15 protein-coding genes are annotated in these 16,716 nt (G+C 43.9%); 7 read left to right on the forward strand and 8 right to left on the reverse strand.

Annotation, left to right across the window (positions count from 1 at the left end; genetic code table 11):
* Positions 1 to 597: 597 nt before the first annotated feature.
* The 3 genes from MOC09_RS18985 to MOC09_RS18995 all read right to left on the reverse strand — a co-directional run bounded on the left by MOC09_RS18985 (position 598) and on the right by MOC09_RS18995 (position 4,005).
* Entirely contained in the window at positions 598 to 1,782 is a 1,185-nt protein-coding gene (locus tag MOC09_RS18985; RefSeq protein ID WP_268371530.1) for a glycosyltransferase, read from the reverse strand.
* 159 nt (positions 1,783 to 1,941) lie between these two features.
* A complete protein-coding gene (locus tag MOC09_RS18990) occupies positions 1,942 to 3,204 on the reverse strand; it encodes a glycoside hydrolase family 18 protein (protein WP_268371532.1) in 1,263 nt (420 codons plus the stop codon).
* Positions 3,205 to 3,330: 126 nt separating this feature from the next.
* The gene (locus MOC09_RS18995; protein ID WP_268371533.1) at positions 3,331 to 4,005 is read right to left on the reverse strand and encodes a GntR family transcriptional regulator; all 675 of its coding nucleotides are present in this window, start codon (positions 4,003 to 4,005) and stop codon (positions 3,331 to 3,333) included.
* Positions 4,006 to 4,237: 232 nt separating this feature from the next.
* Between MOC09_RS18995 and MOC09_RS19000 the strand changes: the two genes are divergently transcribed.
* Positions 4,238 to 4,975, forward strand: a complete 738-nt coding sequence (locus MOC09_RS19000) for a sulfite exporter TauE/SafE family protein (protein ID WP_268371534.1) — start codon at positions 4,238 to 4,240, stop codon at positions 4,973 to 4,975.
* Between the two features lie 43 nt (positions 4,976 to 5,018).
* Here the strand turns inward: MOC09_RS19000 and MOC09_RS19005 are convergent, their stop codons facing one another.
* The 3 genes from MOC09_RS19005 to MOC09_RS19015 all read right to left on the reverse strand — a co-directional run bounded on the left by MOC09_RS19005 (position 5,019) and on the right by MOC09_RS19015 (position 7,459).
* Entirely contained in the window at positions 5,019 to 6,218 is a 1,200-nt protein-coding gene (locus MOC09_RS19005; protein WP_268371536.1) for a Bcr/CflA family efflux MFS transporter, read from the reverse strand.
* Between the two features lie 195 nt (positions 6,219 to 6,413).
* On the reverse strand, positions 6,414 to 6,737 hold the full coding sequence (locus MOC09_RS19010; protein WP_268371537.1) for an AzlD domain-containing protein: 324 nt from the start codon (positions 6,735 to 6,737) through the stop codon (positions 6,414 to 6,416).
* A complete protein-coding gene (locus MOC09_RS19015) occupies positions 6,734 to 7,459 on the reverse strand; it encodes an AzlC family ABC transporter permease (RefSeq protein ID WP_268371539.1) in 726 nt (241 codons plus the stop codon). Before MOC09_RS19015 ends, MOC09_RS19010 begins: the two co-directional genes overlap by 4 nt.
* 117 nt (positions 7,460 to 7,576) lie before the next feature.
* Between MOC09_RS19015 and MOC09_RS19020 the strand changes: the two genes are divergently transcribed.
* From MOC09_RS19020 to MOC09_RS19030, 3 genes are all read left to right on the forward strand, one after another.
* Positions 7,577 to 8,134, forward strand: coding sequence for a helix-turn-helix domain-containing protein (locus MOC09_RS19020; RefSeq protein WP_268371540.1), 558 nt, complete (start codon positions 7,577 to 7,579; stop codon positions 8,132 to 8,134).
* Positions 8,135 to 8,218: 84 nt separating this feature from the next.
* Positions 8,219 to 8,713, forward strand: coding sequence for a MarR family transcriptional regulator (locus MOC09_RS19025; RefSeq protein ID WP_268371541.1), 495 nt, complete (start codon positions 8,219 to 8,221; stop codon positions 8,711 to 8,713).
* Between the two features lie 15 nt (positions 8,714 to 8,728).
* A complete protein-coding gene (locus MOC09_RS19030; RefSeq protein ID WP_268371542.1) occupies positions 8,729 to 9,358 on the forward strand; it encodes a nitroreductase family protein in 630 nt (209 codons plus the stop codon).
* 56 nt (positions 9,359 to 9,414) lie between these two features.
* Here the strand turns inward: MOC09_RS19030 and MOC09_RS19035 are convergent, their stop codons facing one another.
* A complete protein-coding gene (locus tag MOC09_RS19035; protein ID WP_268371543.1) occupies positions 9,415 to 12,072 on the reverse strand; it encodes an MMPL family transporter in 2,658 nt (885 codons plus the stop codon).
* On the reverse strand, positions 12,069 to 12,527 hold the full coding sequence (locus tag MOC09_RS19040) for a MarR family transcriptional regulator (protein WP_268371544.1): 459 nt from the start codon (positions 12,525 to 12,527) through the stop codon (positions 12,069 to 12,071). Before MOC09_RS19040 ends, MOC09_RS19035 begins: the two co-directional genes overlap by 4 nt.
* Before the next feature lie 165 nt (positions 12,528 to 12,692).
* Here MOC09_RS19040 and dinB point away from each other — a divergent pair, with 165 nt between their 5' ends.
* From dinB to vmlR, 3 genes are all read left to right on the forward strand, one after another.
* The gene (gene dinB, locus MOC09_RS19045; RefSeq protein ID WP_268371545.1) at positions 12,693 to 13,205 is read left to right on the forward strand and encodes a damage-inducible protein DinB; all 513 of its coding nucleotides are present in this window, start codon (positions 12,693 to 12,695) and stop codon (positions 13,203 to 13,205) included.
* 171 nt (positions 13,206 to 13,376) lie between these two features.
* Positions 13,377 to 14,753: an amino acid permease gene (locus MOC09_RS19050; protein ID WP_268371546.1), complete on the forward strand. Its 1,377-nt coding sequence runs from the start codon at positions 13,377 to 13,379 to the stop codon at positions 14,751 to 14,753.
* Positions 14,754 to 15,076: 323 nt separating this feature from the next.
* Positions 15,077 to 16,702 carry an ABC-F type ribosomal protection protein VmlR gene (gene vmlR / locus MOC09_RS19055; protein WP_268371547.1) on the forward strand — a complete coding sequence of 542 codons (1,626 nt, stop codon included), beginning with the start codon at positions 15,077 to 15,079 and terminating at the stop codon, positions 16,700 to 16,702.
* Positions 16,703 to 16,716: the final 14 nt, after the last annotated feature.

Raw genomic sequence — 16,716 nt, forward strand, 5'->3', positions numbered from 1 at the left:
TCCGGCGTCCCCAGTAGCTCCCGTGACTCCTGTCGCTCCTGTCGCTCCTGTGGCTCCCGTAGCTCCCGTAGCTCCCGTGGCTCCTGTCGCTCCGGCCAGCCCTGGTAGTCCTGTGGGACCGGTGGCTCCTGTGGCTCCAACACTGCCTGGGATACCGCGTAATCCGCGTGGTCCCTGAGGCCCTCTTACTCCCCTTACGCAACAGCAACATATACATGATTGTTTAGGCTCAGGAATTTTTTTAGGGCCTACTCTACAACTAGGGCTTGAAGAGTTAGATCCACAATAAGGGCATCTATGTGACGGTTTTCGTGACATAATTTCTATTCACATCCTTTTTATAACTTGATTTTCCATACACCTATTCATAATATGAAAAATGATTTTGAGTGTGAATGAATGTGAAAGTATTCCTCCATCTGCCTTCGCTCCCAGTAAAAGAGCTCTTACAAATATATAATCCTTTTGCCAAAACCGATGATCTGCAAAATGACCCGATTATTTCCACAATGCCTGTTAGACTGTATCAGTAAAAAAGAGTGAGAACATTTTAATCTCACTCTTTTTTCTTATTTCATACGAAGGTCTTTTTGCTGTTTATTTTCTCTGTTCTATAAATTGATCAATCCGCCCCATTACCTCTTCCATATTCATGCAATCCTGAAAGCTTTGATTGATCTTTTGAATCCCTTCCTTATATTGGTCGTTATTCAACACTTCTTCCACTGCTTGTTTTAAAGACTGCGCGGTTACATGGTCTTTAGATACTGTATAACCTGCTTGTAGTTCAGTCAGCCGCTGGGCCACCATTGGCTGGTCCTTATCGTGCGGCATAACAACTAAAGGAACGTTAAAATGAATGCCTTCATTTACACTGTTCATTCCTCCGTGAGTGATGAAAACATCTGATTGTTCCAGCACTTCTAATTGAGGCACATACGAAGCAATGATAAAGTTCTCCGGCGCTTGCTTTAATCTTGTCAAATGAGCTTTTTCTCCCGCAGCTATCACGACCTTGCCCTTGACATCAGAAAATGCATCTATACATAAGTTGAAAAACTCTTCTGTTTCGTCTAATACCGTCCCCATAGAAATATAAATGACTTTCTCATCTTTTAAGTTATCAGTTGGGAAATCAGTTTTATCTGCTCTCTTAGGAAAGCTTGGACCGATAAACAGAAATTCATCGCCGAAACGATGGCTTTCCGGCTGAAAATATCGGCTTGTGTACACTACATTTAATTCACCTTTATTATGCATGAATTGAACCATATTTTCAGGTGATACACCATAATTTTGTTTCATTTCTAATAATAGATCTTCACACTGTTTATCCAATTGTAAAGGCACTTCTGAATCCGGATGCAGAGGCAATATCTTTAAATGCTCTTCATCGAATAAGAAGGAAGCAGAGGAAGAGATGCCAGGGATGTTGAGATAATCCCTGACCAGCTCTCCCGCACCAAATTTATCATAATAAACAAAGTCAAACTGAATGCTTTTTGACAACTCTTTTACGATATATAAAATGTCCAATGAGGTTTTGATATGTATTTTCAGGAAATCAAGAATGCCATTCGGCGAAGTGATATTAATAGGTGTTGTTCTCAGTAAATCCTGATGAAGGTGAACAGTCGCTCCTACTGCTTCCAATCTTTCTTTATACTTCTCAGTGGAGATATAATGTACATCATATCCTCTATCGGCAAAGGCTTTCGTAATGCCTAATGTAGGATTCACATGGCCTTCCGCAGGAAAATTCAAAATCAATACTGTCTTCATTTTGACAACTCCCTCTCATATCGTATTCTGAATCTTTGTTTGATCAGACTACTACTAATCGTAAGATGGAAACGCAACGCCATGCAAGGGACAAATGATTGAACAATTCTGCTGCTCTGGACTGAGATCAAAAAAAGACACCAAGCTTTGGTGTCTTTTTTATACCTTTCTGATCGTAAAAAATTTCCGCAGAAGCCATGGGCCTGGCGTGAAGCCTAAGGTTAACTGCCAAGCGCCTATGGCTTGCAATCCGTATTCGCGGACGATCAGCATCTTCTGGCTCATGCTCCTGACATCTTCAAACCATACCTCATGCATCCGCCCCTGCTGGTCTCTGTACCTGAAAAAAGGGGATTGATATTCGGTTGAATATTGTATCGGAGTTTGGTATCTCATCGCGGTTTCAATTGCGTTTTGATTTGAAATGGCTGAGGCGACTGTACCTGGCTGGTAAGGGATGATCCAGTCGTACCCGTAGAGCGGGACTCCGATAATGATTTTTCTGCTCGGCATCTGCGCAATCGCAAACTCAATGGTTCTCCTGATCTCAGTAATTGGCGCTACAGGGCCTGGCTCACTTCCGGCATGATGCCAATCATAGGCCATGATAAACATATAATCAACAACTGCTCCAATCCCTCCGTAATCGTAGCCTCTCAACCATGGGATATTATCGCTTGTTTTTGCCGGAACAGCTATCGTCAGCACATACCCTCCCGCCTGAAGGCGATCTCTCAGCTGACGTAAAAAACCAGAGAAAAGGTCTCGATCCGCGGCGCTCACCTGTTCAAAATCGATTGTCACACCCCCATATCCCCTTGTGGAAACTAAGTAATAAATATTGTTGACCAAGTTGGTTCTCGCTGTCGGATTATTCAGGACTTGGTGAACGAGTTCTGTGCTGAACCCTGCCGGTGTAAGGTTGGTTATGGTGGCCAGCGGTGTCACTCGCCTTTGCCATGTTGTCTCAATAGCGGCCGCATCATTTAATTGGTTTGCAATGTCGCCGTTAGGTGCAATATGGTATTCGAAAATCGAAATCGAAGACGAGTATGGCGCATAATCATTGATTAACGCCCGGTCAAGCTCAGGACTTCGGATTACATAAAAGCTTAACGTACCCGCAATGTAATTTGAGATAGATGGAATCGTTATTTTTGTTCCCGCCTGTAAAGCATTTGGGCTGATGCCCGGGTTTGCGGCCCGCAGCCGCTCTAATGGGACAAACGCTTTTGCAGCGATGGCCGTCAGCGTGTCACCTGGCTGAACGGTATATACGTAAAGAGGGATAAGAAGAGCCTGCCCCGGCACAATATTTGTTTCATCTAAACCATTCACACCCCTGATTTGATCAACAGAAGCACCGTATCTTCTGCCTATGGAAAACAAAGAATCACCAAGCCCGACGATATGGATAAACATGTTTAACCCCCATTATTCGTTAGTCAATCCATCATAAAATCTTATTAATCGGGTTCCTTATATATGTTGGTGAACACATAAAAAATACCAAGGGGTCAGCTCCCCCTTGGTACCGGATCACGCAATTCAATTCTCTTTTCCTTCTTCAAGCACACGCTTTAAATGCTCACAATCATGGTTGAAATGAGCCATCACATACTGTTTGGCTGCTTCTTTGTTTTTCTTTTTTACCTCTGCAAATATTTTGCGATGTTCACTCAGTATCGTTTCTGCACGGTGGTCACCCGTATAATTAAGGATTCTGCAAAAGTGAATCAAATCATTCACATGCTCAAGCAAATTTTTCAAATGTCTGTTATGGCTAAAATCGACAAGCATATCATGAAACTTTTGGTTTAAACTGATGATTTCCGTATCTTCCATGCCATTCTGAATGGCTTTTTCTGTTTCTTCAAGCTGTTTTTCAAGTATGGCAAGCTCTTCCTCATTCGCTTCGTCTATGACTAACTCGACTGCCAGCTGCTCCAGCGGGATTCTAATTTTATAAATCTCATCTACATCTTTTGCCGTTAACGACGTGATAGAAAATCCATTACGTTCATCGGCTTTTAACAACCCGTCTTTTTCAAGCAGCCGCATGGCTTCCCTTATCGGAGAGCGGCTGACGCCAAAGCTTTTCGCCAGCTGTGTTTCGTTTATCCGTTCCCCCGGCTTAAATGTCCCGTTGAAGATCATTTTTTTCAGCTGGTTATAAAATTGCAGGTAGTAAGGAGTCGGCTTGTCTAATTTAAAATCGTCCATATATAATACCTCTTTTGAATATATTCAGGGGCTTTTCTTCATCAAAATCATATAACAGATGGTATTGGGAAGCAACAAACTGCCTTGTCAGATCTCAAATTTTGAGGTACGATATGTTTGCTGAACGACGGTCGACGGACTACTGGCAACTGTTTTCCTCGCCAATAGGACACCATACCTCCGCCAGAATAGCGCACTTATTTTATTAGATCTTTTCAATGGAGGAAAAAATATGCTCATTATTCTTGTTATGTTTCTTCTCGGGATTATTTTAGGCTTTATTGGTGCCGGGGGAGCAGGCTTTGTCATTGCCCTTTTAACTCTTCTTTTTCACATCCCGATTCATACGGCTCTAGGCACTTCCCTCGCCGGCATGGCTTTTACCAGCTTATCAGGGGCATACAGCCACTATCGTGAAGGCAACATTCAAATGAAAATTGGCTTAACAGTCGGATGCTTTGCTGCGGTTGGCTCATTTTTCGGCGCCAAGCTGACATCTTTCATACCGGCTGATTTGCTTCATTATTTGACGGCTGGAATGCTATTTTTATCAGCGATTCTTATTTTAATCAGATTGTTTCTGTTAAAAGAGAAGGCACAAGTGAATCAAAGCACTCTTTCAACGTATACGAGAGCGGTCATCTTAGGAATTGTAGCCGGCGTTCTTTCCGGCACATTCGGCATCGGGTCGGCGCCTTTTATCCAAATCGGTTTAATGATTATGCTGAACCTGTCCATCCGCCATTCTGTCGGAACGACGATGCTTGTCATCATCCCTCTCGCGGTAGGAGGAGGAATCGGATATATTACAGAAGGATTTGTTGATTATGTATTGCTGATCAAGGTTCTGGTCGGCACCATGTGCGGTGCCTATGTAGGCGCGAAATTCACCAACCTTATGCCAAAGGTTGTCCTGAAGTCAGCCATCTTTTTGACCCCGGCGATTGCGGGCCTGCTGTTGTTATTCTGATCAAACAAAAAAACCTGACATATTGTCAGGTTTTTTATTCGTTCTAGTTCGCTCGTTCTTTCGTTAATCCAAAAAACGCCAGCGAGCCGATGACCGCTGTCACAAACATAATCGCTCCCATCGGGATGGCTGTCGTCTCATTAATGCCCACAAGCGGCGACACAATGGAACCGAGGAGCAACGGAAGCATGCCGAGCAGCGCACTTGCACTTCCGGCGCGGTGCCCCTGCCTCTCCATGGCCAGCGTAAACGTGCTGGTCAAAACCATGCCGATCGTAATCATGTAAACGAAAATGGATATGACTAATGTGGCAAGTGGGCCGTGAATGATGGTCATGGTCAAAAGCACAGCAGTCGCTATCATAGCCGTAATGACCGCCATGCGAAGCAGTCTTTTTTCATGAATGATTCCGCCAAAACGCCCGATAATAAAGCTGCCCGATATAATCGCAAGGCCGTTAATGCCGAAAAGAATGCTAAACACCTGCGGAGACACCCCATAGATATCCTGGTATACGAATGGTGTGCCGGATACATAAGCAAAGCTTCCTCCATGAATAAATCCGACAGTTAACGCGTACCCCATAAAGGATCGATCCTTCAGCAGGCTTCCCATTGTTTTAACAGATGTTCCGATGGAGCTTGGAATCCGTTTTTCTGGCGGCAGCGTTTCTTTTAATCTCAATGCAATCAGAAGAACAAGTAAAAATCCGATGATCGTTAACACGTGAAAAATCGTATGCCACGTTGCGAACGGCAAAAGCAAAATGGCACCGCCTGTCATAGGCGCAACCATTGGTGCCACCGCGGTAATGACCATTAACAGTGAGAAAAATTTAGAAAGCTCTCTTCCGGTAAACACGTCGCGGACGATTGCGCGAGACAGCACAAGCCCTGCAGAAGCGGTAAACCCTTGTAAAAACCGCGCAGCCACTAATGTTGTAATATTGGGCGACAGCGCACAAAACAGAGAAGATAATGCAAATAAAAATATACAGATTAATAGCGGTTTCCGTCTTCCCTGCGCATCACTGACCGGCCCGACAATCAGCTGGCCAATGGTAAGCCCGACCAGGCAGGCTGTTAAACTTAACTGTACAAGTGAAGCACTTGCTGATAGATCATCCGCGATTTCAGGAAAACTCGGCAAATACATATCGATATTAAGCGGGCCTAATATAGCAAGCATGCCGAGGAGAAACGCCAATGCCAAGCGTTCTTTTCCAGTTGGATTGTGCAGCATGTTATCAAACCTTCCCTTCAACCTAGTCCCTTTTATAAAATGGATGTTAACTCCAACAATGGATTGAAGCCGTAAAACATTTGTATATTGTATCACAACTTTCAGCATGTGAAAGCCGTTTAAAGCTCGAACGTAAGACACAAAAAGATCAGGATCTGCTGCCCTGATCTTAAGAGTTTCCGATATGCCCCTGTTCTATGTCCATAAACGCAAACCCGCCATAAGAAGAACGCCGCTGATCACGGTAATGGATAAACTTTTTGTTTTCATCGCAATCAACAGAGTCGGGATCAAGATGACGGCTGCAGGCCAATTCAATTGAAGAGAATCATTTGACTGAATCATACAATCCTTTACGACTAGTGCTGTCAATATACAGACCGGCACATAGGAAAGCCACTTAAGCACAGGCTCCGGCAAAGTGATATTCCGAACAACTAAAAAAGGAATGATACGGGGAATCATTGTGACCAGCGCACAGCCGATAATCACCGTCAAGATGTATGTATTGATACTCATTTATCCGTCACCGCCCCGATTGTTGCTACGATGACCGTTGATATGATGACAGCAAGATGAGACGGCATAAAGAAAGAAAAAACAACCATGGCAATCACCATATAGATAATAAGAGATACATAATGTGTAAGCTTCGTCGGCACAACATGTTCCAGTTGAAGAACCAGCAGCGCTAAAAACATAGCTGTTACCGCAAAATCAAGTCCGAACGATTCCGGATCGGTAATCCATTTGCCAAAAACAGCACCCGCTACACAAGACAGCACCCAGCACGCATACGCTGTAAGATTTAAACCGAACATCCAGCGGTCGTTAATCGGCTCATTTTTGACGATCCTATTTGAAGCAACGCCGAACGATTCGTCTGTGACCATCATGCCGATCCCTACATTTTTCGCCAGTGAATACTTTGAAAAATGAGGAGCAAGGGCAGCACTTAATAGAAAATTCCGTAAATTCACAATAAACGTAGTCAGAATAATGGCGGACATCGGGCTGTTCGCCGCTAACAACGCACACATGATAAACTGGGCGCCGCCAGCAAAAACCAATCCCGACATGAACACGATTTCCATCACGCTTAAATGAGACGCAACTCCCACGATTCCGAGTGCCAAGCCTACACTGATGTAACCGATAAGCGTCGGAACACAATCTTGAAAACCCTGCAGGAATGTTGGCTCATCCGTTTGGGCATGAGTCAATTCTTTCTTAGATATCATTCTGTACCCTCCTCGTCTAGGATATTATACAATTGTATGCTATAACTTACAACAGGATATAATAACAGACTTCCATATGTTATAATAAAGCGAATATGGACGTAAGGAGATACATGTATGGATGATATCCAAGGCATTATCGCAATGAATTTAGTCAAGCTTAGAAGAAACAGAAACCTTACTCTTGATCAAGTTTCTGAATTAACGGGTGTCAGCAAGGCGATGCTCGGACAAATTGAAAAAGGAAAATCAACCCCGACGGTCACAACGCTATGGAAGATCGCAAACGGGCTTCAGGTATCCTTTTCTGTATTTCTAAAAGAAGACAAACCGAAAGTTAGAAAAATCAATCTGGCAGATATCGAACCGATTACAGATAATGAAGAAAACTACTTCGTCTACCCTTTTTTCCCCTACAATCCTGAAACAAAGTTTGAAATTTACGTCGTCGATCTGAAACCCGGATGTATACATGAAGCAAAAACACATTTAGGAGAAGAATATCTTTTCATGAAAGAAGGCGAATTAACGGTTAAACTGCAGGGGCATGAGCACATGCTCGCTTCCGGAGATGCCTTGCAGTTTACAGGGTCAACCCCGCACAGCTACATCAATTCATCTGAAGAAACGGCCAGCTTTTTTTTGCTGATGTTCTATCCTGAGCCGCAAGGATGACAAACGGCCTCCCAGTTTTATACGCTGGGAGGTTTTTCAAATAGGCAAATGGCTTGCAAGATGAAACCAATCGGTGTATATTAATTGACGTGTCAATCATTGATATATCAATTAATAGTTTTGACAAGAAAGAAGGGATGGGTTTTGGCATCATTTTGTTCAGAGGAAGCCGAGATTTTATATCAGCTGCAGGGCGTGAACAAGGTGATTGGCATGAAGTTCGAGGCATGCACGGGCATCAGCCAATCTCGTTTGGAATTGCTGACATTGCTTTATCATGCAGATGAGATTAGTCAAAGCGACCTTCAAAAGAAAGTAAATATTGATAGTGCAGCCGTCACCAGACACCTGAAACAGCTGGAGGCCAAAGGCATGGTATCAAGACGGCGCAAACCTGAGGACAACCGCATCACCCTTGTTCGGCTAACAGACCAGGGAAGAGAGCGCATCGAGTCTTCTAAGAAAGAAAAGGAGCGTTTCATGAAGGAAATGCTCGCAAATGTAAGTGCAGACGAGCGACGCCTGCTCATTGATGTGCTGGCGCGCATGCGGAACAATATAGACAATATTGAAGCTTAAAAGGAGTGTATCAACATGATCAAAACAAACGATTTTATGGAGATTATGAAAGGCCGCCGTTCTATTCGCAACTATGATCCGGCAGTGAAAATCAGCAAAGAAGAGATGACAGAAATCTTAAAGGAAGCAACAACTGCGCCATCTTCTGTTAACGCACAGCCGTGGCGTTTTCTCGTCATTGACAGCCCGGAAGGAAAAGAAAAGCTCGCACCGCTTGCAAGCTTTAACCAAACACAAGTCACAACATCCTCTGCTGTCATCGCTGTATTTGCAGACATGAACAATGCAGACTACTTAGAAGAAATCTATTCAAAAGCCGTGGAGCTCGGTTACATGCCGCAGGAGGTCAAAGACAGACAAATCGCCGCGCTGACAGCACATTTTGAAAAGCTTCCGGCACAGGTGAACCGCGAAACGATCCTGATTGACGGAGGTCTCGTTTCCATGCAGCTGATGCTGACTGCACGCGCGCACGGCTACGATACAAACCCGATCGGCGGCTACGATAAAGAAAACATCGCGGAAACCTTCGGATTAGATAAAGAACGTTATGTACCGGTCATGCTCCTTTCTATCGGAAAAGCAGCAGACGAAGGCTATGCTTCCTACCGTCTGCCGATTGATACAATTGCAGAATGGAAATAAAACAAAGAGCCCAGACCTATTTTCTGGGCTCTTTTGTCCAATCACTCTTCTCTCTGTTATTCTTTGATTTTCTTCCTGCCAAACGGCCACCAGTTGCCTTCGCCAAAAGTCATGATGATTGCCGGAATGAAGAGCGGAAGAATGACAAGACCGTAAAGCAAGAGACCGATAATAATGACACTTGCCACCTGCATCAGCGTATTGACGCCTGAAGGCATCATCGCTGCGAACGTGCCGGCCAAAATAATGGCCGCTGTAATTATAACGGATCCCATTTTGCTCATTGATCTGACGACACCTTGCTCAATGCCAAGGTGCACCTCTTCCTTAAATCGGTCCAGCAAGAAGATCGAATAATCCACGCCTAACGCGATCAAGATGACAAAGCTGAAGAACGGTACTGCCCAGCTGACGCCGGCGTTTCCTAAGCCGTTTACAAAAATTAGTTCCGTTATGGATATCGACGTGTAGTACGTCAGCAGCAGTGACGCGATCATATAAATCGGCATAATCATTGAGCGGAACAAAATGGTTAACACGATAAACAGGCCAATAATCATGATCACCATTGTTCTGGAGAAGTCCGTTGTGGACAGCTCTTTTAAGTCCGCATTCATACTCGTGACCCCGCCGTATACAATCTGTGCATCCTCAAGAGGAGTGCCGTCAACTTCGTTTGCTACAGCTTTTTTGATATGGTTGATCGTCGTAATAGCTTGTTCTGAGTAAGGATTGGAATCCAGTACGACACTTAATTGCACGCCTTTTCCGTCTGCAAAGGAATATTGGTCAATAGACTTCTTAAAGTCTTTATCTTTCATGACTTGATCAGGAATGAATATCCCTGTATCCCTTACAGTTGAGCTTTTGCTCATGTCGCCTAACATCTCACTGGAAGCTGTTATGCCGTCAGTGATTTTGGTCAGGCCACCATTTGCGCTCTTCACGCCTTCAGCCAGCTTCTTCAGGCTTTCTGTCAGCGTTCCGGCTTGTGCCTGCTGGCCTGAGAGCTGCTGGTTTGCTTGTTCAAGGCCGGCTTGAATCTGGCCAAGCTGTCCGCTGATTGCTGTAAGCTGCTGGACGGTCTGTGCGGTATTGCCGGTTTGGGACATCTGTTTGCTCACAAGCTGCAGCTGCTGATTGATTTTGCCTAAGCCGTCTGCCGCATCGCCCAGTGAACCACCGGAGCTGCTGTTTGAGGCTGAGCCGGTTTGCCCCGCTATTTGATTCAACCCGTTTTCGATATCCGTTAAACCGCTTTGGACATCGGCAATTCCTTTTGCCGTCTTATCCAGCCCGTCTGAAACTGAGCCTAGCTGTTTATCAACATATAAATCTTTGATTTTATCACCTGTCGGCTGCGTGATCGTCATGACAGAATCAACGTGGTCGACCTTCTCAATGGCTTTGCTGATATTTCCGAGATAAGGAATTGTATCAGCTGTTGTAAGATCTTTGTCTCCCTTCACGACAACATTGATCGGGAACGCTTTTCCTTCACCAAATCCGTCCTTAATGGCTTCAAGAGCTTTGATGGATTGATAATCGCTGCTGATTTCCGCAGTTGAATCGAATGAAATCTGGTCATCATAGGTCAGGATGAACGGAAGCGTGATCACCACCGTGATGACAATAAACAGAAACGGACGCACAACGGAATGTCTGCCGAGAAACGCCCATAATTTATTGTCACTGTGCGACAGCACTTTCTTAGAAGGCCAGAATAATTTTTCACCCAGTGTCACCATAAATAATGGCAGCAGTGTGTAGAGGATAATCATTAAGATTCCTACACCGACTGCGACTCCTACTGCGGATTGGAAAATCGCAAACTTCGCAAATCCTAAGGCGGAAAATCCGATCAATACCGCAAATCCGCTGATAAATAAGGTTTTTCCCCCTGTGCGGTAAGCGATAAGCGCCGCTTCCTTTTTGTCATGCCCGTTTGCCAATTCTTCACGGAATCGGGTCAGAAGCAGAATGCAGTAATCTGTTCCAATCCCGAACAGGATGGCGACTAAGAAGGTTTGCGTAAACGTTGAAATTGGAAAATCAACATTATACACAAGGATCCCCAAAATGGATTGACTGATCAGATAAGAGAAACCGACAATCACAATCGGGATAAAAGGCGTCACAACAGATCGGAATACGATCAGCAGTAAACCGATAATCAAGCAGACTGTGATCACTTCCGTTTTCTTGAGCCCATCCTCCGAGCTGTGAGCGAAATCCTGATTGATGAGAGAAGCGCCCGTAATATAGGCCGTTAAATCATCAGGAACGATGTGATAAATGTCATCCGCGATTTTTTCCGCCTTTTGATCAGAGCCTGTAAACGTGACAGGAAGGAGAACGGTTTTTTTGTCTTTTGAAATCAATTGGTCTTTGACTTCTTTATCTGCTGTGAGAGGGGACGTTACCTCTTCTACACCGTCGATCTTTTTGATTTTATCGATCATTGTGCGAAGCTGTTTCTCTGTTTCTTTCTTCATAGCGCTGTCTAATGTAAAGACAACACTGATCGAATGATTGTCTTCTCCCGCTAGTTTTAAAATGGCGTTTGCCCTTTCGGAAACAGCATCAGCAGGAAGCTGGGCCTGCCCCTTTTGATTAGCCAGCTCCGTTAAGTTCGGAGAAAATAAACTCAATACGACGGTAAGCGCTAATATAATGGCTGCAATTGCCCACTTGAATTTGATGATGGCTCTCATTCGGCAGAATCTCCTCCTTTAAATTTGCTTTTTAAAATGGTGAATATCTCTATGATGGAATTTACGTGTTCCTCATCTATATCATCGATCAGCTCTTTGAGCGCGTTAAAGATGGCGGAATCTAATTCTTCGAGAATTTTTTCACCGCTGGTTGTGATGTTAATAAGCTTAGAGCGCTTATCACTTTTTGCCGGACAGTCATCCCATTCAACCAATCCTTTATCGAGCAGCTTTTTCAGCCTGTTTGATATCGCGCTCTTATGTACATTTTGATACATGGCCAGACTGCCGGGAGTGGTTGGGCCTTTGACCTTTAAAATTTTTAACAGGTCTGCCTGTTCTCTGGAGATATGCTTGAAGACATCCTGATTGATTTCATGATGCACAAACTCTGTCCCTTCAAGCAGGACTTCCACAAACAGGTTTATCGCCTGACATAGCTTTTGTTCATTCAACATCTTCCCCTCCTCATTATAGTTTACCCCTCTAAACTTTATGCCAATGTTAATTAGTTTATTCCCCTAAACTATGTCTGTCAACATATTTAATTCTAGAAAGCTCCGAAAGGAACACGCGTTCGAGTATAATAGAAGTTATAAACAAGAAAGGGGAACTTTCACATGTCAGATTTTACATTGAAACTGTATAAATATAACGTCTGGGCCAATCAGCAAATATTCAACCGATTAAAAGAGCTTCCAAAAGAGGTGTACCGCCAAGATATTCAAAGTGTGTTTCCGTCGATCTCCCATGTGCTGTCTCATGTCTATCTTTCTGATTTAGGCTGGATTGAAGTGTTTTCCGGCAAAAGCTTGAGTGATGCCTTGGCATTAGCTGAACAGCTAAAAGAACAGACAGATGCAAAAGAATTAGCGGAAATGGAAGACCTATTTCTGGAGTTATCCGAGCGCTATACATTATTTTTACAGCTAAAAGAACAGCTCAATAAGCCTCTCCAGATTCAAAACCCCTCTGGCGGAATCATGAAAACGACTGTTTCTGAATTGGTTCCCCATGTTGTCAATCACGGGACATACCATCGCGGCAATATCTCAGCAATGCTGCGGCAGGCAGGATATGCATCCGCTCCGACAGATTACGGGCTCTACCTGTTTATGAACCAAATGGCATAAAAAGCGGCTTCCCAATGGAGCCGCTTTTTTTATAAGGAATAGTCCAGATCACATTAAAATTTCTTTTCATCTATCCTTTATAGTAAAAAAGATAGAAATTTTAGTGTTATAATAATCATTAAAAACAGATTGCTGACTCAACAAACAATTTTCAATGGAGGAACACATAAAGTGACAGACGACATGACGAAAGACAATATAAATCAGCAAAAGCTGCAGAGAGGCTTGAAAAACAGGCATATCCAGCTCATCGCCATCGGCGGGGCCATTGGGACAGGCTTATTTCTCGGCTCAGGCAAATCGATTCATTTCGCTGGACCGTCAATTTTATTTGCTTACATGATCACAGGGATCATTTGCTTTTTAATTATGAGGTCTCTGGGTGAACTGCTGTTATCAAATTTGAACTATCACTCTTTTGTTGATTTTGTGCAAGACTATTTAGGTGATATGGCAGCCTTTATCACCGGCTGGACCTATTGGTTCTGCTGGATTTCCATTGCGATGGCTGATCTGACAGCTGTCGGCCTTTACACTCAATATTGGCTCCCGGGAGTGCCGCAATGGGTTCCCGGTTTAATCGCTCTGATTATTTTACTGATTATGAACCTGGCAACCGTCAAGCTTTTTGGAGAATTAGAATTTTGGTTTGCGTTAATTAAAGTCATTGCCATTTTGGCGCTGATCGTCATTGGCCTTGTGATGATCTTCAAAGGTTTTTCCACAAGCTCAGGAGTGTCCAGCTTCACAAATCTCTGGAGCCACGGAGGCCTGTTCCCGAATGGCATGCACGGGTTTATCCTCTCGTTCCAGATGGTTGTGTTTGCCTTTGTCGGCATTGAACTTGTCGGACTTACTGCCGGTGAAACAGAAAACCCTGAGAAAGTAATTCCTAAGGCGATTAACAATATCCCTGTCCGGGTGCTGCTTTTCTATATCGGGGCTCTTCTTGTGATTATGAGCATCTATCCTTGGGATGTCATCAATCCTAGTGAAAGCCCATTCGTGCAGGTTTTTGTTGCGGTTGGCATCGTCGGGGCAGCAAGTATCATCAACTTTGTTGTGTTGACATCCGCTGCTTCAGCATGCAACAGCGCTGTATTTAGTACAAGCCGTATGGTCTATTCCCTTGCGAAGGATCACAATGCGCCTGAATCAATGGCGAAACTGACTCCGCGTAAAGTACCTAGAAATGCACTGTTCTTTTCAGCTATCGTGATTTTAATCGGTGTCACGTTAAACTACATCATGCCAGAAGGCGTATTCACCCTGATCACAAGCATTTCAACCGTCTGCTTTATCTATATTTGGGGAATTACGGTCATCTGCCATATGAAATACCGGAAAACAAGACCTGAATTAGCAAAAACAAACAAGTTTAAGCTTCCGCTTTATCCGTTTACAAATTACGTGATTCTTGCGTTCCTGGCGTTTATCCTGGTTGTGCTGGCACTGGCACAGGATACTCGTGTTTCCTTATTTGTCACGCCTGTTTGGTTTATTTTGCTGATTGTGATTTACAAAGTGAGAAAAGCGAAGCATCAATAAGACTCGCAGCTCCTGCCTCAAAAATGAGAGCAGGAGTTTTTTTGATGAAAATGACCTTTGCCTTTGAATTTGAAGGTATGGTATAGTGTTTGTAATCAAAACAAGAAGGGATGATGGGTGGACAATGATTAACTAATCTTATTTTTGCCGTTTGAAATCAATATTTCAAATCAGAAAAAATAGGATTAGTCTGCCCATTTTCTATATATACGACACTGCTATTTATGACAAATAGCTTATTTGATCATGCAAAGGCACGGCTAATCCTTCCAATACATTTTGGGAGGATTTTTTTGATTCTCCCTTTAAAGCGAGGGATATGGATGAAAGAGATCGTAACATTAACAAACGTCAGCTGTGAAGTGAAGGATCTGACTGTTTTTAAAAACGTAAATGCCAGTGTTCAGCAAGGAGATATCATCGGGATTATCGGCAAAAACGGCGCTGGGAAATCTACGCTGCTGCACCTCATTCACAATGACTTAGCCCCTGCACAGGGACAAATCCTTCGGCAGGATATAAAAATGGCGGTCGTTGAACAAGAAACTGCGTCGTATTCCTTTGCGGATCAGACGCCTGCCGAAAAGAAATTATTGGAGAGATGGCATGTGCCTCTTCGTGATTTTCATCAGTTAAGCGGCGGTGAAAAACTGAAAGCGCGGCTGGCGAAAGGACTATCAGAGGATGCAGATCTTTTACTATTAGACGAACCGACAAACCACCTTGATGAAAAAAGCCTGCAGTTTCTCATACAACAGCTGAAACGTTATAGAGGCACTGTGATACTCGTTTCTCACGATCGTTATTTTTTAGACGAAGCTGCAACAAAAATATGGTCACTTGAGGATCAAACGCTGACCGAATTCAAAGGGAATTACTCCGGGTATATGAAGTTCCGGGAGAAGCAAAGACTCACCCAGCAGCGTGAGTATGAAAAGCAGCAAAAAATGATTGAACGAATTGAAGCACAAATGAATGAGCTCGCTTCTTGGTCGGAGAAGGCCCACGCCCAATCGACGAAAAAGGAAGGGTTTAAAGAATATCACCGGGTAAAAGCGAAGCGTACGGATGCCCAAATAAAATCCAAGCAAAAGCGGCTGGAAAAAGAGCTGGAAAAAGCAAAGGCGGAACCCGTTACCCCCGAATATACAGTCCGCTTTTCAATCGATAAAACCCACAAAACAGGAAAACGTTTTTTGGAAGTTCAGAATGTAACGAAGGCTTTTGGAGAAAGGACTCTCTTTAAAAACGCAAACTTTACGATTCAGCACGGCGAAAAGGTTGCAATCATAGGCCCCAACGGCAGCGGAAAAACGACATTACTGAACATCATTCTGGGCCAGGAAACGGCAGAAGGAAGCGTATGGGTGTCGCCGTCCGCAAATATCGGCTATTTGACGCAGGAGGTGTTTGATTTACCTTTAGAACAAACGCCGGAAGAGTTATTTGAGAAAGAAACATACATGGCAAGAGGGCACGTTCAAAATCTGATGAAGCACTTAGGTTTTACAGCCTCCCAATGGACTGAGCCAATCAAGCATATGAGTATGGGTGAGCGTGTAAAGATCAAGCTGATGGCCTATATTCTTGAGGAAAAAGATGTACTGATTTTAGATGAGCCGACAAACCATCTCGACCTGCCGTCACGCGAACAGCTGGAAGAAACACTGTCACAATACTGCGGCACACTGCTGGCGGTTTCACATGACCGATACTTTCTCGAAAAAACAACAAACAGTAAACTCGTCATTTCGGACAATGGCATCGAAAAGCAATTGAATAACGTTCCATCAGAAAGAAATGAGCGGGAGGAACTTCGTTTAAAGCTTGAGACAGAAAGACAAGAAGTGCTGGGGAAGCTCAGTTTTATGACGCCGAATGATAAAGGGTACAAGGAGCTTGATCAGGCTTTCAATGAGCTTACGAAACGAATGAAAGAGCTGGATTGAAGCCGTAAGGACCT

Origin of the sequence: Bacillus sp. N12A5 (assembly GCF_026790125.1) — a bacterium.
Lineage (GTDB): Bacteria > Bacillota > Bacilli > Bacillales > Bacillaceae > Bacillus.